The sequence below is a fragment of the Streptomyces sp. V3I7 genome (assembly GCF_030817495.1).
Taxonomy (GTDB): domain Bacteria; phylum Actinomycetota; class Actinomycetes; order Streptomycetales; family Streptomycetaceae; genus Streptomyces.
In genome coordinates this window covers 4,270,066-4,291,111 of sequence record NZ_JAUSZK010000001.1, presented here as the reverse complement: position 1 = coordinate 4,291,111, position 21,046 = coordinate 4,270,066, and the positions used below count along the sequence as shown (strand labels likewise).

Here is a 21,046-nt window from a genome sequence, read left to right as displayed (position 1 = left end):
CCGGCCTTCGGGGCCAGTCGTTTGGTGTGATGGGGGTGTGGGTTCGGGCTTGGCCCGGAGACGTCGTGGTTCAGCGGCCGCTGAAGCGGGGCTGCTCTTTGGCGAGGAAGGCGTGCACGGCGGCCTGGTGGTCGCGGGTGGCACCGAGCCGTGTCTGTGCGTCGGCCTCGCGCTGAAGGATCTCGGCCGGGTCCGCCGTAGCGGCGTCCTTCAGTAGTGCCTTCACTTCTCGGTACGCCTGGGTCGGCCCGTGGGCCAGACGGTTGGCCATGGCCAGGCCGGCCTCGGTGGCCGTGCCGTCGGCGACGACCTGGTGGACGAGTCCCCAGCGTTCGGCGTCGGCCGCGGTGAAGCGCTCCCCGAGCAGCATCAGCCCTGCCGCACGGGAGGGGCCGGCCAGCCGGGCCAGGGTGCCGCTGAGCCCGCTGTCCGCGGCCAGGGCGATGCCGGTGAACGCGGTGGCGAACTTCGCGCCTTCGGCCGCCACCCGCAGGTCCGCAGCGAGTGCGAGGCCGAGTCCCGCGCCGACGCAGGCGCCTTCGACGGCGGCCACCACCGGTACCCGGATGGCCTGTACGGCTTCGATCAGCGGGTTGTAGTGCGCGCGGACGGTGGCGAACGCGGCTTCGGGGCCCTTGGCCAAGGCGGCCGCGTGCTCGGCGAGGTCCTGGCCGACGCAGAACGCCTTCGTACCGCCCGCGATCAGCACCGCGCGCGCTGCGCCGTCCTGACCGGCCTGGCGGACGGCTTCCAGAAGTTCCTGCTTGACCTGCACGTTCAGCGCGGGCCGCAGCAGCTCGACGACGGCCACGCCGTCCTGGTGGCGAAGAGTCGCACCACGTTGGCTCACTGCCATGTGTAGAACCCCTTTCCGCTCTTGCGGCCCAGCTCGCCGCGGGCGACCTTGTCGCGCAGCAGCCGGGGCGGGGCGAACCGTTCGCCGAGGGTGGCGTGCAGGTATTCGGCGATGGACAGGCGCACGTCCAGGCCGACCAGGTCGGTCAGGCGCAGTGGGCCCATGGGGTGCTTGTAGCCGAGCGTCATGGCGTCGTCGATGGCCTCGGGTTCGGCGACGCCTTCCTCGACCATGCGGATCGCCTCGAGTCCGAGGGCCACGCCCAGGCGGCTGGAGGCGAATCCGGGCGAGTCCTTGACGACCACGTCCTTCTTGCCCAAGGCGTGGACGAAATCCAGGGTCCGTTCGAGCGTGTCCCGGGCGGTGGCCGGGGCGGTGACCAGCTCGACCAGGGCGGAGGCCGGGACAGGGTTGAAGAAGTGCATGCCGAGAAAGCGTTCGGGGCGGTCGAGGGCCGCGGCCAGTTCCGTGACGGACAGGGAGCTGGTGTTGGTGGCCAGGAGCGTCTGCGGCCCCACCGTCTTCTCGACGTCCGCGAGGATGCCGGCCTTCAGGGTGGCGTCCTCGAAAACCGCCTCGACGACCAGGACGGTGTCCGCGGGCAGGTCGGAGAGGGACGCGGCCGGGGTGATGCGGGCCGCGACGGTCTCGGCCGCTTCGCTCAGCAGCCCCCGATCGGCGGCGCGCTGCAGCGAGTCGGTGATCCGGGCGAGCCCCTGCCGGGCGGCCTGCTCGCCGTTGTCCACCAGGGTGACGCGGGAGCCTGCCTGCGCGAAGGTCTGGGCGATGCCACCGCCCATTCGACCTGCGCCGATGACGCCGACGCGGGCGGGTGCTGCGCTGGTCATGTGGTGCTCCCTCGGGTGCTCTTGGCCAGGAACCGGCTCATCCGGTCCTGCTTGTCCGGCCCTTCGAACAGCACCGCCTGCGCCAGGTCGTCGGCGACCGGATGGGCGCCGGGGTGGTCCACGACGAGCTTGGTCAGGCGCAGGGCCGCCGCCGAGGAGCGGGCCATCCGGTCCAGCAAGGCATGCGCGGCCTCCAGCAGCTGCCCGGCCGAGACGACGTCGAGGACCAGCCCGCAGGCGAGCGATGCCTGTGCGTCCAGTCGGCGGCCGGCCAGCAGGACCTGCTTGGCCACCGACTCGCCGACCAGTTCGGGCAGCCGCCAGCACGCCCCGGCCGCGGCCAGGATGCCCAGAACGGGCTCGGGGTTGCCGAACACCGCATCAGGGCCGGCGATGCGCAGGTCGCAGGCGTAGGCGAGTTCCGCGCCGCCGCCCAGCGCCCAGCCGTCCACCGCGGCGACACTCGGCATCGGCAGGCGGCGAACCCGCTCGAACAGCCGGCTGTTGATCCCTTGCAGCGCTTCGTCGCGGCCACGCTCGCGCAGCTCGGCGATGTCCGCGCCACCGGCGAAGACACCACCGTGCCCGGTGAGCAGCAGCAGCCGCGGCCGGCGCTCCAACAGCTCGCACACCTGGTGCAGTTCGCCGATCATCTTCGCGTTGATGGCGTTGCGGGCCTCGGGGCGGCGCAGGGTGACCACGACGCGGTCTGCTCGCTCTTCGACGTCAAGGGTTTCGAAGTCGCTCATCGCATGCGCTCCACGAGCATCGCGACGCCCTGCCCGACGCCCACGCACAGGGTGGCAAGACCGCGCCGGCCGTTCTCGCGCTCCAGCCGGCCCAGCAGGGTGAGCAGGATGCGGGCACCGGAGCAGCCCAGCGGGTGGCCCAGCGCGATCGCCCCGCCGTCCGCGTTGACCTTGTCCTCATCCAGCTTCAGGCGGCGCATCACGGCCAGGGCCTGGGCGGCGAAGGCCTCGTTGAGTTCGACCGCGTCCACCTCGCCCGCCGTCAGGCCGGTGCGGGCGAGGACCTTCTCGGTGGCCGGGACGGGCCCCAGGCCCATCAGATGCGGCTCGACACCCGCCGAGGCGGAGGCGGTGATCCGCGCCCGCGGGGTCAGTCCGTACTTCTTCACGGCGGCGGCACCGGCCACGACCAGGGCGGCGGCGCCGTCCGACAGCGGCGAGGAGTTGCCCGCCGTCACGATGCCGCCGTCACGGAAAACGGTGCGCAAGGAGGCCAGTTGCTCGATGGTGGTGGACGGGCGGGGGCCCTCGTCGGTGGTGACCGTGGTGGTGCCCTTGCGGCCGGTGACCTCCACGGGGACGATCTCGCCCGCGAAGCGACCCGCCTGCTGGGCGGCGATCGCGCGCTGGTGGCTGCGCAGCGCGAACGCGTCCGCGTCGCTGCGGGTGATGCCGTCCAGGGCGGCGACCTCCTCCGCGGTCTCCCCCATGGAGAGGGTGTCCCGGGCGGCGAACCGGGGGTTGGTGAACCGCCATCCGAGCGCGGTGTCGGCCACCTCGCCCGGCTTGGCCCACGGGGTGCCGGGCTTGGCCATCACCCACGGGGCGCGGGTCATCGACTCCACACCGCCCGCCACGACCAGGTCCGCCTCTCCGGAGCGGATCGCCTGCGCGGCCGAGGCGACGGCCGTCAGCCCCGAAGCGCACAGGCGGTTGACGGTGTAGCCGGGCACGGTGTGCGGCAGGCCCGCCAGCAGCGCCGCCATCCGGGCCACGTCACGGTTGTCCTCACCGGCCTGGTTGGCCGCCCCCAGGATCACCTCGTCGACCGCTTCGGCGGGTATCGCGGCGCGGCTTACCGCCTCGCCGACCACCAAGGCGGCCAGGTCGTCGGGCCGCGCCGCGGCGAGAGCGCCGCCGTAGCGGCCCTGCGGGGTTCGGACCCCGTCGATCAGGTAGACCTCGTCAGACACGGCTGTTCTCCTGGCTCGTGGCCGGGCGGCGGCACTGAAGGATGTTGAAGCGGCCGGTGACGAACGCCGCGTCGGTAAGCGTGGCGCTGGCGGCCGGGTTGGCGGCCGAGCCGTGGAAGTCGGCGAACGCGGCCGTCTGGTTGACGAACACCGCGCCGGTCAGGTTCTCCGACAGCTGCACACCGACCTGAAGCGCCGCACGCTCCACCTTGGCCAGCACGTCTTCGCTGGTGGAGTGAACGGCGGTGGTCAGCGCACCGTGGGCACCCACCGTCTGCCGGAAGATCTCCAGCGCGTGTGCGGTGTCGTCGACGCCGATGACGAAGGAGATGGGGCCGAACCACTCGCGGGTGTACGTGTCGTGGTCGGCCGCGTCCAGGCGGGCGATCAACGGAGTATGCAGGGCGGCGCCCTCGTACTCGGGATGCGCGATCTCGGCCGACGGGTGGACGGTGGTGCCGAGGCCGGCAGCCGCCTCCAGGCGCTTGAGGATGTCCGCGTTCGCGAGCGCTCCGAGAGTGCCGGCGGCCCGGGCCGGATCGCCCAGCAGCTTGTCCAGCGCGGCGCCCAAGTCGGCGGCGAACTCATCGGCGCTCTTGCGGCCCTGGTCCGTCGGGAAGCCGTGCCGGGGAACGAGGAGGTTCTGCGGGGTGGTGCACATCTGGCCGCTGTAGAGGGACAGCGAGAACGCCAGATTGCGCAGCAACCCCTGGTAGTCGTCCGTGGAGTCGACGATGACCGTGTTCAGACCGGCCTTCTCGGTGTAGACGCTCGCCTGGCGGGCGTTGTCCTCCAGCCAGTCGCCGAACTGCGTCGAGCCGGTGAAGTCCACGATCCGCACCCGTGGGTCGAGGGCGAACTCGGCCGCCGCCCGGCCGCCCGCCGCCTCCGCGGCCAGGACCACCACGTTCGGGTCGAAGCCCGCCTCAGCCAGGACCTCCCGCGCGATCCGCACCGTGATCGCCAGCGGCAGCACCGCGCCCGGATGCGGCTTGACGATCACCGGGTTGCCGGTCACCAGCGACGCGAACAGGCCCGGATAACCGTTCCACGTCGGAAAGGTGTTGCAGGCGACCAAGAGCGCGCTGCCTCGACCCACCGGGGTGTACCGGCTCTGCATCGCCAGGTCGCCGCCCTTGCGCTGCGGCTTGCTCCAGCGCGCCGAGGACGGGTGGCGCTTCTGCTCCGCCCAGGCGCAGACGGCGGCCTCCAGGCCGCGGTCCTGGGCATGAGGACCGCCCGCCTGGAACGCCATCACGAAGGGCTGGCCGGTGGTGTGGTGCACGGCATGGCCGATCTCGAAGCTCGCCGCGTTCAGCCGCACCAGGATCTCGGCCGCGACACCGACGCGGACATCGGGGTCGGCTCCCCTCCAGGTGTCGGCCGCCGCAGCGGCCGCGGACAGGGCCTGCTCGACGGTGACCTTCGGGTACGACACGCGGAGTTCCATCCCGTACGGCGACACTTCTGCGACCTCGACGAGGCCCTCGCCGGGGTGGCCGTCCAACGCGAACGGCTTGCCCAGGTGTGCCTGGAAGGCCGCCTCGCCCTCGGCGGGGGCCTGCTCGCCGTAGGCCTTGGTGCTCGGCGACTCCTTGAACGGCGTCCAGTAGTCGCGGCGGGCCGTCGCCTCGACGGCCCGCTGCAGCAGATCACTGTGGCGGGCGAAGAAGTCGGGCGACGCGGACGGGGCGTATGGCATGCGTTCCACCTCTTGACAGGCAGCGGCGTTGCTTGATTACTTGACTCCGCCGCACGTTAACCGAACGTTCGGTCGGGAGGCAAGGGGGTGAGCAACGTGAGGCAGAACACGCAGACCGGCCCGGATCCGGTGCGAAGGATGCTGGATGCCGACCGGGCGTCAAGCGGCCTGGGAATCGAACTGCCGGAGCACGGCGAGGGCACGGCCGTGGTGCGGATGACGGTGACACCGGCCATGGTCAACGGGCACCGCATCGCGCACGGCGGCCATCTCTTCCTGCTCGCGGACAGCCTGCGCCTGCAACAGCTACGGACCCATCACGGTCGCAGCGGCAGCCGACATCGACTTCGTCAGCCCCGCCCACGAGGGCGACGTCCTCCATGCCGAGGCCCGCGAGCGGGCCCGGTACGGGCGCAGCGGCATCTATGACGTGCGCGTGCTGCGCGGCCAGGAACCGACCGCGGAGTTCCGCGGACGCAGCCGCACCCTCTCCCACGCCACGACGAAGGAGTCGTCATGAGCCAAGCCCTGCCCACCGCCCCTGCCCCCGCTCCGCGCCTGGGCGCACCGCTGCCCGACGGACTGCGCGACGACGCCGAGCGGATGGACCGCGAAGCGCTGCGCGAGCTCCAGCTCGCCCGCCTGAAGCAGACCCTGCACCACGCCTACGAGAACGTGGAACTGTACCGACGCAAGTTCGACCAGGCAGGGGTCGCTCCGGGCGACTGCCGCACGCTGGAGGACTTGGCCCGGTTCCCGTACACCACGAAGGCCGATCTGCGCGACAGCTACCCGTTCGGGATGTTCGCCGTTCCGATGGAGCAGGTGCGGCGCGTCCACGCCTCCAGCGGCACCACCGGGCGGCCCACCGTGGTCGGCTACACGGAGGGCGATCTGTCCGTGTGGGCGGACGTCGTGGCCCGGTCGATCCGCGCCGCCGGCGGGCGTCCCGGCCACAAGGTCCACGTCTCCTACGGCTACGGGCTGTTCACCGGTGGCCTGGGTGCCCACTACGGGGCCGAGCGGGCCGGCTGCACGGTCATTCCCGCGTCGGGCGGTATGACCGCGCGTCAGGTGCAGATCATCCAGGACTTCCGGCCCGAGATCATCATGGTCACCCCCTCCTACATGCTGACCCTGCTGGACGAGTTCGAGCGTCAGGGCATCGACCCCCGTACGACATCCCTGAAGGTGGGCATCTTCGGCGCCGAGCCGTGGACCGAGGCGATGCGCCGAGAGATCGAGGACCGGCTCGGCATCCATGCCGTCGACATCTACGGCCTGTCCGAGGTCATGGGGCCGGGAGTGGCGCAGGAGTGCGTGGAGACCAAGGACGGGCTCCACGTGTGGGAGGACCACTTCCTCCCCGAGATCGTCGACCCCCTCGCCGACACGGTCCTTGCCGACGGCGAGAGCGGCGAACTGGTCTTCACTTCGCTCACCAAGGAAGCCCTGCCGGTCATCCGCTACCGCACACGCGACCTCACCCGGCTGCTACCGGGCACGGCCCGTCCCGCTTTCCGCAGGATCGAGAAGATCACCGGACGCAGCGACGACATGATCATCCTGCGGGGGGTGAACGTGTTCCCCAGCCAGATCGAGGAGATCGTGCTGGCTACGCAAGGCATGGCGCCGCACTTCCAGGTGCAGCTGACCCGGCGCGGACGCATGGACCACATGGCCGTACGCGTGGAGGCTCGTCCCGGCGCCCTGCCCGAGCAGCGGGAGGAGGCGGCCCGTGCCATCGCCCGCGGCGTCAAGGACGGGGTGGGCGTGAGCGTCGAAGTGGAGATCGTGGGACCGGAGACACTCGAACGCTCGCTCGGCAAGATCCAGCGGATCAGGGACCTGCGCCGGTCCTGACGACCTGCTTGCCACAATGGCCCTATGAGCCCCATACCCGCACCGAGCAACGAGCGTCGCAGCCGCCCCGTCTACGACCGCGACTCCGTCCTGGAGATCGCGGTCGCCGTCTTCAACGAGCGCGGCTACGACGGCGCCGGCATGGAACACCTGGCCAAGGCTCTGGGCCTGAGCAAGTCGAGCATCTACCACCATGTCTCGGGCAAGGAGGAACTCCTCGACCTTGCCGTCGCCCGCGCTCTGGACGCCCTGTTCGCCGTCCTGGACGAGGAAGATGAAGAGTCGGCCACCAGCGCGACCGCCCGTCTGCGGCACATCGTCCACCGCAGCGTGGAGGTCCTGGCGGCTCAGCTCCCCTACGTGACCCTGATGCTGAGAATCCGTGGCAACAGCCCGGTCGAACGGCGGGCGCTGGAGCGACGCCGGGAGTTCGACCACCGTGTCGCCGTGCTGATGGCGGACGCGGCGGCCGAGGGTGGTGTGCGCGCCGACATCGACCCCCACCTCGCCAGTCGTCTGCTGTTCGGATGCGTCAACTCGCTCATCGAGTGGTACCGCCCGGACGGCGAAGTACCGGTCACGGTCCTGGCCGACGCCCTGGTGACCGTCCTCTTCGATGGCCTGCGCGGCACTGCTGAGCCCCGGGCCCGGGAGGACACCACCAAGGTCGAGGAGGGATGACTTCGGCAGGCTGGGCCGATGAGGGCCCTGTGCGGCAAGCCCGCATGCGGTCCCGCCAGGTGTGAAGCGCCTTTTCACACGCCCGCGGTCTCCCATGGGGCGCCACGTCCGTGCGCTTCCTCGAACACCAGCCAGGTGCGGCTGCCGCGCACACCGGGGGTGCCTTGGATGCGCTCCAGCACCACGTGCCGCAGTGCAGTGTTGTCCGGGGCGCGGACCAGGACCATGACGTCGTAGTCGCCACCCATGAGGGCGATGTGCTCGACGAACGGGATCTCCTGGAGTTTGGCGGACACCGTGCGCCAGGCCGTCTGGTCGATGGTCACCGAGACATAGGCGGTCGTGCCCAGGCCCGCCTTGGCCGGGTTCAGTTGCACGGTGAAGCCGGAGATCAGGCCGTCGTCGACCATCCGCGCGATCCGCGTGTAGGCGTTGGCGCGCGAGATGTGGGCCCGGTCGGCCAGCGCCCGGACTGAGATCCGCCCGTCACCCTGCAGCTCCGCGATGATCGCCCGGTCGATCGGATCCAGATGGGCGGCAAAACGTCCGGCGCCAACGACCTCGGACTCCTCTTCGGTCGACACTTTTCCCCAATCAAGTCGCATGTACGGCAATACGTCGCCGCTTTTCGCGAAGGCTTGAACACATATGTAGCACAGGCGAGCATCCGTGTACTCAGTGTCCACAGAAAGCGAGCGTCGCCATGTCCGTGAGGGCCCTTCGCCAGGCAGTCGACGGCCTTCTGCCGTCCCTTGCCCCGGTGCGGTTCGTGGCCGAGGACGGCACCGCCGTCAAGGCCCCGGCCGGCTACACCCGCCCGCCGGACGACCTGCTGCGCGAGGCGTGGCGCCGGATGGTGATCGGGCGCCGCTTCGACACCCAGGCCACCGCGCTGACCAAGCAGGGCCGGCTCGCTGTCTATCCCTCCAGCCGCGGACAGGAGGCCTGCCAGATCGCGGGCGTCCTCGCACTGCGCGCGCAGGACTGGCTCTTCCCCACCTACCGTGACTCCGTCGCCCTGGTCTCCCGAGGACTGGACCCCATGCAGGTGCTCACCCTGCTGCGGGGTGGATGGCACTGCGGCTACGACCCGGCAGCGGTACGGGTGGCCCCCCAGTGCACCCCGCTGGCCACCCAGACCATCCACGCCGTCGGCATGGCCGAGGCCCTGCGCCGCAACGGCGAGGACGGCGTGGCGATGGCGTTCATCGGCGACGGCGGCACCAGCGAGGGGGACTTCCACGAGGCGCTGAACTACGCCGCCGTACTGCGCGCGCCCGTGGTGTTCTTCGTCCAGAACAACAAGTACGCCATCTCCGTGCCGCTTGCCCGGCAGAGCGCGGCCCCGGCCCTGGCCTACAAGGGCATCGGCTACGGCATGCGCTCGGAGCAGGTCGACGGCAACGACCTGCTCGCGGTGCTGTCCGTGCTGACCGCCGCGGTCGAGCACGCCCGCTCCGGACAGGGCCCCTTCCTGGTCGAGGCGCACACCTACCGCATGGACGCGCACACCAACGCCGACGACGCCACCCGCTACCGCCAGGCCGACGAAGTGGAGACCTGGGCGGCGGCCGACCCGCTGACCCGGCTGGAGACCCATCTGCGCGCCCAGGGCGTGATCACCGACGCAGACGTCGACGCCGTCCAGGAGGAGGCCGAGGCGCTGGCCGCGACCGTACGCGCGGGCATGAACGCCGACGTGCAGGCGGACGCATTTGAGCTGTTCGAGCATGTCTTCGCCGAACCCACCCCTCAACTACGCGAGCAGCGTGCGCTGTTGGCATCCGAGCTCGACGCCCAGGAGAACTGACCATGACCACGGTGACGATGGCGCAGGCGCTGAACGCCGCCCTGCGCGACGCCCTGCGCGAGGACGAGCGGGTGCTGGTCTTCGGCGAGGACGTGGGCCCCCTCGGTGGAGTCTTCCGCATCACCGACGGACTGACGAAGGAGTTCGGCGACCAGCGGTGCTTCGATACCCCGCTGGCCGAGTCCGGCATCGTCGGGCTGGCCGTCGGCATGGCCATGGGCGGCTTCCGCCCCGTGGTGGAGATGCAGTTCGACGCCTTCGCCTACCCCGCGTTCGAGCAGATCGCCTCCCACGTGGCCAAACTGCGCAACCGCACGCGCGGGCAACTCGCTCTGCCCATGGTGATCCGCATTCCCTACGCGGGCGGCATCGGCGGCGTGGAACACCACTGCGACTCCAGCGAGGCGTACTACGCCCACACCCCCGGCCTGAAAGTCGTCACCCCCGCGACCGCGGAGGACGCCTACTGGCTGCTGCGCGACGCGATCGCGGATCCCGACCCAGTGGTCTTCATGGAGCCCAAGCGGCTGTACTGGTCCAAGCAGGAAACCGACCTCGCCACACGCCGCGCCGAGCCGTTCGGCCGGGCGGTCGTACGCCGCGAGGGAACCGACGCGACACTGGTCGCCTACGGCCCCAGCGTCCCCGTCGCCCTGGAGGCGGCCGAGGCCGCCGCGAGCGAGGGCCGCAGCCTGGAGGTCGTCGACCTGCGGTCCCTGGTCCCCTTCGACGACGAGACCGTCGCCGCCTCCGTGCGGCGCACCGGCCGCTGCGTCGTCGTCCACGAGGCCCAGGGCTTCGCCGGGATCGGAGGCGAGATCGTCGCCCGGGTACAGGAACGCTGCTTCCACTCCTTGGCCGCCCCCGTTCTGCGAATCACGGGATTCGACATCCCCTATCCCCCACCCAAGCTGGAGCACGCGCACCTGCCCGGTGTGGACCGTGTCCTGGACGCGGTCGACCGCCTGCAGTTCGACGACGAACCCGACCTTCTGCACCTGGCCCGGGAGGCATCGTGACCGACAACACCCGAGAGCAGGTCTTCTGCCTGCCCGACCTCGGCGAGGGTCTCACCGACGCCGAGATCGTCGAGTGGAAAGTGGCCGTCGGAGACACCGTCACCGTCGACCAGATCATCGTGGAGGTCGAGACGGCCAAGGCCGCCGTCGAGGTACCCGTCCCCTACGCCGGAACTGTGCTCACCCTCCATGCCGATGCCGGCTCCCCACTCGCCGTCGGCGCACCCCTCATCTCCGTCGGAGCACCGGCGCCCTCCGAGCCACCGGCACCCGAGACCGGCGCCCCGGGCGAGAACCCGGGGGTGGCCGAGGATCCGGCGGCGACCCGCTACCGAGAAGAGGAACAGGGCGGCTCCGGCAACGTCCTGATCGGATACGGCACCGGCCACGGGCCCTCCGCCCGACGGCGCCGCCGCGCCACCACGCCAGCAGCTTCAGTCACGTCCAACCGGCCGACCATGGTCGGCGAAGCACCGCGAGCGATCTCCCCGCTGGTGCGCAAACTGGCCCGCGACCACGGTGTGGACATCACGGCGCTGCCGACGAGTGGGCCCCACGGTGTGGCCCGGCGCCGCGACGTGGAACAGGCCATCGCCCGCTCCGCCCGCCCCGCACCCCAAGGCGCGCCTTCCTACCCAGCCCGGGAGGCAGTCGAGCGGATCCCGCTGCGCGGGCTGCGACGCGCGGTGGCCGACAAGCTCTCCCGCAGCCGCACAGAGATCCCCGACGCCACCACCTGGGTCGACGTCGACGCTACCGGACTGCTGGAGGCGAAGAACACGCTGAAGGCAGCTCACCCAGACCTCGGCATCGGACTGCTCGCGATCCTCGCCCGCATCTGCGTCGCCGGCCTGAAGCGCTTCCCCGAGCTGAACTCCAGCGTCGACACCGCAGCCGGCGAGATCGTCCGCTACCCGCACATCAACCTCGGCTTCGCGGCGCAGACCGAGCGCGGCCTGGTCGTCCCCGTCGTACGCGACGCACACCGCATGACCACCGCCCAGATCGCCGCCGAACTGGCCCGGCTGACCGGCCTGGCACGAACAGGTCCCCTGCCCCCCGATGCTCTCACCGGCGGAACATTCACCCTCAACAACTACGGCATCTTCGGCGTTGACGGATCCACCCCCATCATCAACCACCCCGAAGCCGCCCTCTTGGGTGTGGGCCGCGTCTTCGACAAACCCTGGGCCGTGGACGGATCCCTGGAGGTCCGCAAGGTCACCCAACTGTCGCTGACCTTCGACCACCGGGTCTGCGACGGCGGCGCGGCCGGAGGCTTCCTGCGCTACATCGCCGACTGCGTCGAACGGCCGACCACCTTGCTTGCCGACATGTGACCGTTCCGAGCGCTGGCGGTACGCGCCGCGCGGCCCCGTACAGCACGCCCGTGTGCTACTGCGCCCGAGCGGCGCCGTGGGCAGTGGTGCCGGACGCGGATCGGGAACAGCAGACCGAACGGGCGTAGAGCCCACGACACAGAATGGATTCCTGGTATGACCTTTCGCACGCCGGGCGAGCTGCATTGCACGACAGCCGGACAGCCGTCACTGCGGTTGCGTGCCGCATTGGACGACGTGCCCGCCTATGTGCCCGGCCCCGCCGCCGCAACCGGCACCGCGGCGGGCTGGAAGCTGTCCTCGAACGAAAACCCCTTCCCACCGCTGCCCGGCGTGCTCGAAGCGGTGACGACCGCATCCGAGCAGCTCAACCGCTACCCCGACATGGCCTGCGGCGCCCTGACCGACGAACTCGCCACCCGGCTGAACGTCCCGGCCGGGCATATCGCCGTGGGCACCGGCTCCAGCGGACTGCTGCAGCAGCTTCTGCACATCACCGCCGAACCGGGCGACGAGGTCGTCTACCCCTGGCGGTCCTTCGAGTCCTATCGGATCGTCACCCGTCTCACCGGTGCCCGGCCCATCCAGGTCCCCCTCACCCACGACGAAGCCCACGACCTGGACGCCATGGCCCGTGCTATCACCGACCGCACCCGGCTTGTCCTGGTATGCACACCGAACAATCCCACTGGTCGTGCGCTGCACCACGGCGAACTCGAACGCTTCCTGGACCGCGTGCCTGCCGACGTGCTGGTGGCCGTCGACGAGGCCTACGCGGAGTTCGTCCGCGATCCGCACTGCGCCGACGCCCTGGCGCTGTACCGGCACCGGCCCAACCTCGTCGTGCTGCGCACCTTCTCCAAGGCCTACGGCCTTGCCGGGCTACGTGTTGGATACGCCGTCGCCCACCCGCCGGTCATCACAGCACTCCGCAAAGCAGCCGTCCCGTTCGGCGTCTCCACCGTCGCCCACGACGCCGCGATCGCCTCGCTGCGGCGCGAGGACGAGCTGATGGCGCGGGTTGAGCGCCTTGTCGCCGAACGTGAACGCGTACGCGCAGCACTACTCGAACAGGGCTGGACGGTTTGCGACAGCCAGGCCAACTTCCTGTGGCTGCGCCCGGGTGAGCACACCAGTGCCTTCGCCGCGGCGTGCCAACGGGCTGGGGTGTCCGTCCGCCCCTACGGCACCGAAGGCGTCCGCATCACGATAGGAGAACCCCAAGCCAACGACATCATATTGACCACTGCGGAAGCCTTTCACCGGGGCCACTTCCGGAAGGCGGTCTCCTGACCCACCACGATGCCGAGCCGCGATACGGCGGCGAACAGTTCGGTTCGCAGGTGCTCGGGGCACTGGGCTTGCAGCAGGCCGGCCGACCACTGCATCGAGCGACTGGCTACGTCACGCACCATGCCACCGCCACCCAGTTCGTTGTCCATGCCGCTGATGGCGGTGGCCGCGGCCAAGACCTGGTCGAGGTGGCTCGGGTTGACGGTCGTCGGGAGAGACAGATCGGAGGGGGCGAAGACGTCGGTGAGGTCGAAAGTGGCTATGGCGGCGATGCCGCTGATTTGGAGGAACGAGCGTCGAATCACGGGCTCATGGCTCCCAGGGCGAAGAGTCGGTTCGTCTCTGCCCAGGATGCGGCCTGTCGGCGCCTGAACGTGTCCCCCCCTGCGCGTGGAAGCCTTATCGGCATCAGCCCGTTTTTTTATCGGCATCGCGATTGCCGAAGGCCATCGGCCACGCGCGGTCAAGCAGCCCTCCCGTGCGGAGGACATCATCGAGCCGTTGAACGACATCGCGACGGCGGCTCGGGTACTTGCCCTTCTCGATCGACAAGATCATGTCGTCGCTGACCTGCACTAACCGTCCCAGCTCCTTGGCCGACAGTCCCTGCTCCAAGCGCAGTCTGCGCAGCTCGTTCCCGAACCACTCCTGGGGGGACGCCCCCGGATCGAGCTCTGGTACTGGAACGCGGACCGGCCGGGAGGCGGGCTGGAGGCAGGCTGGAGGCAGGCTGGCCGGCATGGCGGCTGGGCATGGTACCGAGCCGCCACGCCCGCGAGGTGCTGGGCGTGCCCGTGCCCTCGGCGGAGTGAGGCGTTGGACATGACGCCGCCGTCACTCCCGCGTCACTCCTGGCGGGAGGACTCGCCCGCCGTGCCGGCCTTCTCGCCGGAGGAGTCGGTCTCCTTGAAGTCGACCCGCTGCATGTGCTTGTTCATCGACTTCATCAGGCCCCATACGGCCACGGCCATCACCGCGAAGACGATGAAGCCGAGGACGCCGGGGGTGACCTTGTTCTCGTCGACCTCCTTGGCCAGGGGGAGGAGATGCGTCAGTGCCAGGCTCGCGCTCATGTCAGGCATTGTCGCGGATGCCCGCAAAGAGGTCGTCCTCGGGGAGGGAGGTATCGACGAGGGACTTGGCGAGCTCGTACTCCTCCGTCGGCCAGACCTCCTTCTGGATCTCCATGGGGACCTTGAACCAGCCGCCGTCGGGGTCGATCTGCGTGGCGTGCGCGATCAGCGCCTTGTCACGGGTCTCGAAGAAGTCGGCGCACGGAACGTGCGTGGTCAGCGTGCGCTCGGCGCGCTGGAACTCGTCCCAGCGCTTGAGCCACTCCCCGTACGGCGACTCAAGACCCCGGTCCAGCATCGCGCGGTGCAGGGCCTCGGTGCGGGGGCGGTTGAAGCCCTGGTTGTAGTACAGCTTCAGCGGCCGGTACACCGGGCCGTACTCGCTCTCCGGGTACTTCTCCGCGTCCGCCGCGCCCTCGAACGCCACCATCGAGATCTTGTGGGTCATGATGTGGTCGGGGTGCGGGTAGCCGCCGTTCTCGTCGTAGGTGGTGATCACCTGCGGGCGGAAGGAGCGGATCTGCCGCACCAGCTCACCGGCCGCCTTGTCGACGTCCTCCAGGGCGAAGCAGCCGGCCGGCAGCGGCGGCAGCGGGTCGCCCTCGGGCAGGCCGGAGTCGACGAAGCCGAGCCACTCCTGCTTCACGCCGAGGATCTCCCGGGCCTCGTCCATCTCCTTGCGGCGCACCTCGTGGATGTTCTCCTCGATGTAGGTGTCGCCCTGCAGCTTGGGGTTGAGGATGGAGCCGCGCTCCCCGCCGGTGCAGGTCACGACCAGCACATCCACACCCTCGGACACGTACTTCGCCATGGTCGCCGCGCCCTTGCTCGACTCGTCGTCGGGGTGCGCGTGAACGGCCATCAGTCGCAGCTGGTCAGTCAAGACTCAATCCTCAGCAAGTCGGCGCCCCACTTCCGGGGGTGCGTTCGGCGGCTTCTATAGTGACCCAATCGGGGGGCGAATAATTCCGGGCCCGGCGCCAAAGGCCCCTTTCGGGACACTCGTCCCCGCTTCGGCCGAGAGGACGATCATGAGTACGGCGAGCACGCGGCCGCCCGAGGGGCGCTACGGCCGTTCCCCGGACGCGGACGCGCGCACGGACCGTCGGCTCAGGACCGCCGGAGCGGTGCTCGGCGCGGTCCTGATCGCACTGGTCGGTTTCTTCGCCTACCACTACGTCGGACAGAACGAGATCAACGCCCAGGTGATCGCCTTCAAGGCCGTCTCGGACGACGCGGTCGAGGCGCATCTGGAGGTCCACAAGGACGCCGGCGTCTCCGGCTACTGCACACTGCGCTCCCAGACCGGCGAGGGCGCCGAGGTGGGCCGCGCGGACTTCTCCTTCTCCGGAGCGGCCACGCGCATCGACAAGGTCGTCACGCTCCGTACGACGGCCCGCGGGACGACCGCCGAACTGCTCGGCTGCCACGCCCGCTGAGGACATCCGCCATACGTAGGGTCTGACCTGCGTGGACGAGATTCTGGCGGCTTATGTCCTCCCCCTTTGGCCATTGAATTGTTAGGCTCGTGGTTTCGCCCTTCCGTGAAGGAACATTCTTCTGGGTAGGGCGATGCTTTGTATTCCCAGTACCGACGAGGAGCACCTGTGACCCAGACCAGCGAGAACGTCACCTGGCTGACCCAGGAGGCGTACAACCAGCTCAAGGCCGAGCTGGAGTACCTGTCTGGTCCTGCGCGCACGGAGATCGCAGCCAAGATCGCGGCAGCGCGCGAGGAGGGCGACCTGCGCGAGAACGGCGGGTACCACGCGGCCAAGGAGGAGCAGGGCAAGCAGGAGCTCCGTGTGCGCCAGCTGACCCAGCTCCTGGAGAACGCCAAGGTGGGCGAGGCTCCGGTCTCGGCCGACGGGGCGGTCGCGCCCGGCATGGTCGTGACGATCGCCTTCGACGGCGACGAGGACGACACGCTGGCGTTCCTGCTCGCCTCGCGCGAGTACGCGAGCGCCGACATCGAGACGTACTCGCCGCAGTCCCCGCTGGGCTCCGGTGTCCTCGGCCACAAGGTCGGCGAGGACGTGGAGTACGAGCTGCCGAACGGCAAGATGGCCTCGGTGCGGATCCTGAAGGCCGAGCCGTACTCGGGCTGAGCCCCGCCCCTGATCACGGGCGATGCCCTCGGCGTCCACTGCGGACACCGAGGGCATCGTCATGCCCGCCGGCGTCAGGCGGTGGCCGAGCGGTACTTGCGGACCGCCAGCGTCCGGAATATCACGACGATCAGCACGGAGTAGATCAGCGAGGCCCAGATCGGGTGCTCCATCGGCCAGGCCTGCGACTGCGACTGGCCGGGGTTGGCGAACAGGACACGGGCGGCCTGGACCGTGGCGCTGAACGGGTTCCACTCGGCGATGTGCCGCAGCCACGGGGTCATGTGGCTGGTGTCGACGAAGGCGTTGGAGATGAACGTCACCGGGAAGAGCCAGATCAGGCCGCCCGAGGTCGCCGCCTCCGGCGTCCGCACCGACAGGCCGATCAGGGCGCCGATCCAGGTGAACGCGTAACCGAGCAGGAGCAGCAGGCCGAAGCCGGCCGCGACCTTCACGGCGTCGGTGCTGCCGTCCGAGCCGGCGCGCCAGCCGACCAGCAGGGCGACGACGGCGAGGACGAGCAGGGTCAGCGCCGTCTGGACCAGGTCGGCCAGCGTGCGCCCGGTGAGCACCGCTCCGCGCGCCATCGGCAGGGAGCGGAAGCGGTCGATGAGGCCCTTGTGCATGTCGTCGGCGATGCCCGCGCCGGAGCTGGCGGTGGCGAACGTGACGGTCTGCGCGAAGATGCCGGCCATCAGGAAGTTGGTGTAGGCGGCCGAGCTGGTGCTGCCTCCGATCTGCATGGATCCGCCGAACACGTAGGTGAACAGCACCACGAACATGATCGGCTGGATGAGCCCGAAGACTGTGCGTGGGTGTGGTTCTGGTTGCAGCCGTCCCCCTCACTCTCGCAGGCCTCCAGCTCCAGCGCCGTGAACCTCGGATCGATGCTGCCCCAAACTTCCATGGGTGGCAGGACCATGAGCGGGGGCACAGGAACGCCACCGCAGCGCTTCAGAGCCTCCATGGCGGCCTCCCAGGCGCCCGAGGTACGCCAGGCCTCCGCACGCCTCCTCGCAGCACCCCAGGAGTTCCCGGACATCCTCACATCACTCCACCCCGCGGCGGTCCGCAGCTTCCACAAGATCGCCTCGAACATCTCGCGCTTCGGCGTCCCGGTCTGGCGAAAGTCGGGAAGGACCGCGTCAACCCTGGCCCACTCCCCATCGCTGATCTTGAGCGGCACCAGCGTGCCCGTCTCCCTGTGCCACTCCGTGAGGGGGTCGGCGATCCCCTTCCGGTGCGGCTGCCCCTTGCCGGTTACCTGTACGCGGATGTCCAGGAGGTCAAGAAGGTCCCGGCGCTGTACAGGAGTGAAGGAGTCCATCTCGGTCGCCCGCTCCTCCACCAAGGAAACGATCTCGTCCGCCCGTTGCTGCTGTTCTTCGGCCTCCCTGAGCCAGCGAGCCAAACGGTCACGCTCGGCGATCAGTTCGTCTTCCTTCGCTTGGAGGGCTTGTTTCACCTCTCGGATGGTCTCCTCATCGATGCCGTCTCCGGCGCCCTCACCCAACTCGTCTTCGAAGATCTGGGTGAGCTTTTCGAGGAGCTGACCCTTGCGGCTGGCCCTCTTCTTCTCGATCTGCGCGTCCAGCTCAGCGAGACGCTTCCGGTACGTCTCAGCGCGTGCCGGGATCGCTCCCAACCACTTGGCGGCGAGTGCCCTGAACTTGTCCACCTCCGAGAGCAGAGCCTCAACCTCAGTCCAGATGGCCTTTTCTACGTCGGGTGCGGGGAGTTCCGTGCACTCGCACTTCAGTCCCAGCCGCTTTCCCATGCACCGGTAGTAGGCGATGGGAGACTCGGCAGGCTTTCCACCTGTGTAGTAGCCGCCGCACAGTGCGTGCAGGCGACCGGTGAACAGGTAGTGAGTGAGGTTCTTCTTCTTGAACGAACGCCGGTTGAGAGCCCTTCGGAGAGCTTCCACCCGCTTCGGATCACTGATCGGCCGAGGAACCTCGATCCGGAAGACCTCAAAGGTCTCCTCTTCGTCTTCTTCGGTGGTGCGCTCGATGCGGAACTCCACGTATCCGTCAAGGGCTGTGGAGTTGAGACGCTTGGCAAGGTTCGCGCCTGTCCACGACAGGCCCTTACGAGTGCGGGAGCCTAGATTGTTCAGGTGCGCGGCAGCCTCATCGCGCGAGTAGCCGAGGTCCACAAGCAGACTCGCGGCAATATCGATCACCTGAACCTCGTCCTCACAGAGGACCGGAACGGCCTTACTGCCCTTACCGCTGAGCATCACGCCGTACGGAGGCTGGCCAAGTGGCCAACCGCCAGCGGCCAACTTCTGATCCCGACCGCCCGCGGTTCGCTCAAGGATCAGGGTGTGTTCCAGCTCCGCCATGTACGACAACAGGCTGAGCATGATGCCGAATAGCTCGTCGTCACTGTCCAGGCGACCATCCGCCGTAGCAACCCTGATCTTGTGGTGCTTGGTGGCGTTGAACACCCAGAGGTGGATGTCCTCCATGGTCCGCCCAATGCGGTCCAGCTTGCCGAACACGACGAGGTCGATCAGGCCTTTCTCAATGGCCTCGGTCATCTCGTCGAGGTCAGGTCGCGAGTCCTTCTTTCCGGACTCTCCGCCGTCGACGTAAACCTTGTGAATCTTGTACTTGCCAGGGCCGAGCTTGTAGTTCAGCCATGCCATGCACTGCTTTTTCTGAGTGTCGAGGCCGTATCCCTCGACCTGCTTCGCGGTAGATACGCGAAGGTAGACGGCTACCCGAATCACGCCCCGAGCGGTCCGACGCCCGCGCATGACGGTACCCTTCCCCATGTCAGTCCCTCCGTGACTGGCAGGCCGGTCCACGACTGGCCTGGCCCCAGGGGGTAGCCGCCCCCTGGGGTCTCCATGTGAATCCCCCTCAGGGTAGCCGCCCCACTTGCTACTCGACAGGCGCTCTCTGACAAATTCCGCCATTTTTATGCTTGTTGGGCAGATGACCGAACAACAGGTCCGCTAGGCGCTGCTCTTGGCGTTCGCCCCCACTCAACAGCGCGCCAGTGAGCGTTTTCCATCCTCAATCTGAACTGGCCAGATGCAGGGAGAGGACGGCCTGGACGAGGCTCGTGATGCGGGTGGTCGAGCAGCGGAGCTTGCGGAGGAGTCGCCAGGACTTGAGGGCGGCGACGGCTTGTTCAACTAGGGCCCGGATCTTCGCATGGGACCGGTTGGCAGCCTGCTGGCCTGCGGAAAGGGTCTTCCACCGTCCGCGGTGGGGGACACGGACCGTGCCGTCGGCGCCCTGGTAACCCTTATCGGCCCAGCAGGCGATGCCAGCCTCGGCGAGGGCATCGATGATGCCGTGATCGCGAGCCGCCCGGACGTCGTGGGCGGGCCCCGGGCAGAGCTGGCGAGGCCCACAGCAGGCGGCCGCACGGGTCAGCGAGGACCTGCACGTTCATGCCGTGTTTCTTGTGCTTTCCCGAGTAGAAGGGCCGGTCAATGGCGATCCGGTCGATGGGCAGCAGCGTCCCGTCCAGCAGGACGAACGCCTTCATCGACGCCACCCGGACTGCCTCGGCGAGGGTCGGAGCGAGGGCGGCCAGGATGTCCACCGCTTCGGTGATGTAGCGGTAGGCGGTGGTGCTGACGCCGAACCCGGCCGCGAGTTGGGCGTAGGGGTGTCCGTTGCGCAGATGGGCGAGGGTGAGCAGGGCCTGGCGGCCCGCGCTCAGGCGGCGCCATCGGGTGCCAAGGACCCGGCGGTGTGCGCGCAGCCGGGAGGTGAGGAAGCGCAGGGCGGCGCTGGACAGGTCCAGCCCGGATCGGTAGATAAGCATGCGAAGCCTCTGGTGGAGACGGATTTCTTGGTCGAAATCCCATCTACCAGGGGCTTCACCTGGTCGTCAGCCCAATTCCGTCGCTACCTGGCAGGTTGGCACTGCCAGGAGAGGCTGTCCGCAGGCCAGCAGGCTGTGAACGGCGCCGCGAAAATCCGCGCGCCCAGCGAACAGGCCATAGCCGTCCTGAAAACCTGGCGCCTGTTATGCAGGCTGCGGTGCACCACCCTGGATCACCAGCCTCATCCAGGGTGGTCGCTACCCTCAAACCTCAAGTGCACCGCGAAGCTGAGACTGACCGCGAGGGGCTGTCCCTTCACGTCAGGAGCAAAACGAACACCGTATAGAGCAGGGCGATGCCGACCGCGACGAAGAGGATCCCGCCGTCGGTGGTCTTCCAGGCGGGCCGCTCAAACTCTCCCGCCGACATCGCCCTCTTGGGATTCCGTGGATCGTAAACGACCTCGATGACGGACGAGCGCCCCCCTGTGGGTAGGTACTCGGGAGCTACGGTTACGTAGTGGCGCTTCCCCTCGTGGTCTCGGTAGATGACGTCCACCGAGAGAATCCCGGACCCCCAGCTGTCGCCGCCCTTTTGCCCCTGCGTGCGCACGCCACGCCGCTTGAGGATGAAACGCGGCCAGTTGGCCGCCACGGCAAACACCAGAATGGCCAGCGAGGGTATGTACCCCATCAGATAGACACCCGGCACCGCAGCCCCC

The 21,046-nt window shown here is 69.0% G+C and carries 20 protein-coding genes and 4 pseudogenes; 10 read left to right on the top strand and 14 right to left on the bottom strand.

All coding sequences use genetic code 11. The annotated features are described in order from the left end of the window. Positions 1 to 70: 70 nt before the first annotated feature. From QFZ74_RS20130 to paaN, 5 genes are read right to left on the bottom strand one after another with little or no spacing between them, the layout of a single operon-like run. Positions 71 to 856: an enoyl-CoA hydratase/isomerase family protein gene (locus QFZ74_RS20130; protein ID WP_307622185.1), complete on the bottom strand. Its 786-nt coding sequence runs from the start codon at positions 854 to 856 to the stop codon at positions 71 to 73. After that, positions 847 to 1,704, bottom strand: coding sequence for a 3-hydroxyacyl-CoA dehydrogenase family protein (locus QFZ74_RS20125; RefSeq protein ID WP_307622184.1), 858 nt, complete (start codon positions 1,702 to 1,704; stop codon positions 847 to 849). The genes QFZ74_RS20130 and QFZ74_RS20125 overlap by 10 nt, the downstream gene beginning before the upstream one ends. Beyond that, a complete protein-coding gene (locus tag QFZ74_RS20120; protein WP_307622183.1) occupies positions 1,701 to 2,453 on the bottom strand; it encodes an enoyl-CoA hydratase/isomerase family protein in 753 nt (250 codons plus the stop codon). The genes QFZ74_RS20125 and QFZ74_RS20120 overlap by 4 nt, the downstream gene beginning before the upstream one ends. Further along, on the bottom strand, positions 2,450 to 3,646 hold the full coding sequence (locus QFZ74_RS20115) for an acetyl-CoA C-acyltransferase (protein WP_307622182.1): 1,197 nt from the start codon (positions 3,644 to 3,646) through the stop codon (positions 2,450 to 2,452). Before QFZ74_RS20115 ends, QFZ74_RS20120 begins: the two co-directional genes overlap by 4 nt. Continuing rightward, a complete protein-coding gene (paaN, locus tag QFZ74_RS20110) occupies positions 3,639 to 5,348 on the bottom strand; it encodes a phenylacetic acid degradation protein PaaN (protein ID WP_307622181.1) in 1,710 nt (569 codons plus the stop codon). Before paaN ends, QFZ74_RS20115 begins: the two co-directional genes overlap by 8 nt. A gap of 138 nt (positions 5,349 to 5,486) precedes the next feature. Between paaN and paaI the strand changes: the two are divergent. The 3 genes and pseudogenes from paaI (at position 5,487) to QFZ74_RS20095 (ending at position 7,892) form a co-directional block, all read left to right on the top strand. Beyond that, positions 5,487 to 5,868, top strand: a pseudogene (gene paaI, locus QFZ74_RS20105) (hydroxyphenylacetyl-CoA thioesterase PaaI). Continuing rightward, entirely contained in the window at positions 5,865 to 7,211 is a 1,347-nt protein-coding gene (paaK, locus tag QFZ74_RS20100; RefSeq protein WP_307622180.1) for a phenylacetate--CoA ligase PaaK, read from the top strand. Before paaI ends, paaK begins: the two are co-directional and overlap by 4 nt. A gap of 24 nt (positions 7,212 to 7,235) precedes the next feature. Then, the gene (locus QFZ74_RS20095) at positions 7,236 to 7,892 is read left to right on the top strand and encodes a TetR/AcrR family transcriptional regulator (RefSeq protein WP_307622179.1); all 657 of its coding nucleotides are present in this window, start codon (positions 7,236 to 7,238) and stop codon (positions 7,890 to 7,892) included. Positions 7,893 to 7,966: 74 nt separating this feature from the next. Here the strand turns inward: QFZ74_RS20095 and QFZ74_RS20090 are convergent, their stop codons facing one another. Then, the gene (locus tag QFZ74_RS20090) at positions 7,967 to 8,476 is read right to left on the bottom strand and encodes an Lrp/AsnC family transcriptional regulator (RefSeq protein ID WP_373462490.1); all 510 of its coding nucleotides are present in this window, start codon (positions 8,474 to 8,476) and stop codon (positions 7,967 to 7,969) included. 119 nt (positions 8,477 to 8,595) lie between these two features. Between QFZ74_RS20090 and pdhA the strand changes: the two genes are divergently transcribed. From pdhA to hisC, 4 genes are all read left to right on the top strand, one after another. Beyond that, a complete protein-coding gene (pdhA, locus tag QFZ74_RS20085) occupies positions 8,596 to 9,702 on the top strand; it encodes a pyruvate dehydrogenase (acetyl-transferring) E1 component subunit alpha (protein ID WP_307622177.1) in 1,107 nt (368 codons plus the stop codon). 2 nt (positions 9,703 to 9,704) lie between these two features. Then, complete coding sequence (locus tag QFZ74_RS20080; RefSeq protein ID WP_307622176.1) at positions 9,705 to 10,721, top strand: alpha-ketoacid dehydrogenase subunit beta; 1,017 nt, start codon at positions 9,705 to 9,707, stop codon at positions 10,719 to 10,721. Next, positions 10,715 to 12,061: a dihydrolipoamide acetyltransferase family protein gene (locus QFZ74_RS20075; protein ID WP_373462489.1), complete on the top strand. Its 1,347-nt coding sequence runs from the start codon at positions 10,715 to 10,717 to the stop codon at positions 12,059 to 12,061. The genes QFZ74_RS20080 and QFZ74_RS20075 overlap by 7 nt, the downstream gene beginning before the upstream one ends. Positions 12,062 to 12,217: 156 nt before the next feature. Next, positions 12,218 to 13,354, top strand: coding sequence for a histidinol-phosphate transaminase (hisC, locus tag QFZ74_RS20070; RefSeq protein WP_307622174.1), 1,137 nt, complete (start codon positions 12,218 to 12,220; stop codon positions 13,352 to 13,354). Here hisC and QFZ74_RS20065 read toward each other — a convergent pair. The 4 genes from QFZ74_RS20065 to mca form a co-directional block, all read right to left on the bottom strand. Next, positions 13,321 to 13,659, bottom strand: coding sequence for a hypothetical protein (locus QFZ74_RS20065; protein ID WP_307622173.1), 339 nt, complete (start codon positions 13,657 to 13,659; stop codon positions 13,321 to 13,323). The genes hisC and QFZ74_RS20065 overlap by 34 nt on opposite strands. 103 nt (positions 13,660 to 13,762) lie before the next feature. Beyond that, positions 13,763 to 13,969 (bottom strand): helix-turn-helix transcriptional regulator, encoded by a 207-nt coding sequence (locus QFZ74_RS20060; protein WP_307622172.1) that lies wholly within the window; start codon positions 13,967 to 13,969, stop codon positions 13,763 to 13,765. A 230-nt stretch (positions 13,970 to 14,199) separates the two neighbouring features. After that, the gene (locus tag QFZ74_RS20055; RefSeq protein ID WP_373462415.1) at positions 14,200 to 14,436 is read right to left on the bottom strand and encodes a hypothetical protein; all 237 of its coding nucleotides are present in this window, start codon (positions 14,434 to 14,436) and stop codon (positions 14,200 to 14,202) included. Beyond that, a complete protein-coding gene (mca, locus tag QFZ74_RS20050; RefSeq protein WP_307624220.1) occupies positions 14,429 to 15,289 on the bottom strand; it encodes a mycothiol conjugate amidase Mca in 861 nt (286 codons plus the stop codon). Before mca ends, QFZ74_RS20055 begins: the two co-directional genes overlap by 8 nt. Before the next feature lie 169 nt (positions 15,290 to 15,458). Here mca and QFZ74_RS20045 point away from each other — a divergent pair, with 169 nt between their 5' ends. After that, positions 15,459 to 15,866, top strand: a complete 408-nt coding sequence (locus tag QFZ74_RS20045; protein WP_307622170.1) for a DUF4307 domain-containing protein — start codon at positions 15,459 to 15,461, stop codon at positions 15,864 to 15,866. Between the two features lie 168 nt (positions 15,867 to 16,034). Continuing rightward, the gene (gene greA / locus QFZ74_RS20040) at positions 16,035 to 16,535 is read left to right on the top strand and encodes a transcription elongation factor GreA (RefSeq protein ID WP_307622169.1); all 501 of its coding nucleotides are present in this window, start codon (positions 16,035 to 16,037) and stop codon (positions 16,533 to 16,535) included. A gap of 74 nt (positions 16,536 to 16,609) precedes the next feature. Here the strand turns inward: greA and QFZ74_RS20035 are convergent. The 3 genes and pseudogenes from QFZ74_RS20035 to QFZ74_RS20025 all read right to left on the bottom strand — a co-directional run. Further along, positions 16,610 to 17,341, bottom strand: a pseudogene (locus tag QFZ74_RS20035) (ABC transporter permease); the annotation flags it as partial. Further along, entirely contained in the window at positions 17,230 to 19,299 is a 2,070-nt protein-coding gene (locus tag QFZ74_RS20030) for a recombinase family protein (protein WP_307624219.1), read from the bottom strand. The gene QFZ74_RS20030 and the pseudogene QFZ74_RS20035, both read right to left, overlap by 112 nt. A gap of 262 nt (positions 19,300 to 19,561) precedes the next feature. Continuing rightward, positions 19,562 to 20,324, bottom strand: a pseudogene (locus QFZ74_RS20025) (IS5 family transposase). Between the two features lie 111 nt (positions 20,325 to 20,435). Between QFZ74_RS20025 and QFZ74_RS20020 the strand changes: the two are divergent. After that, positions 20,436 to 20,616, top strand: a pseudogene (locus tag QFZ74_RS20020) (hypothetical protein); the annotation flags it as partial. 24 nt (positions 20,617 to 20,640) lie between these two features. On the opposite strand, the gene QFZ74_RS20015 reads toward QFZ74_RS20020, so the two are convergent. After that, complete coding sequence (locus tag QFZ74_RS20015) at positions 20,641 to 21,018, bottom strand: DUF3592 domain-containing protein (RefSeq protein WP_307622168.1); 378 nt, start codon at positions 21,016 to 21,018, stop codon at positions 20,641 to 20,643. Positions 21,019 to 21,046: the final 28 nt, after the last annotated feature.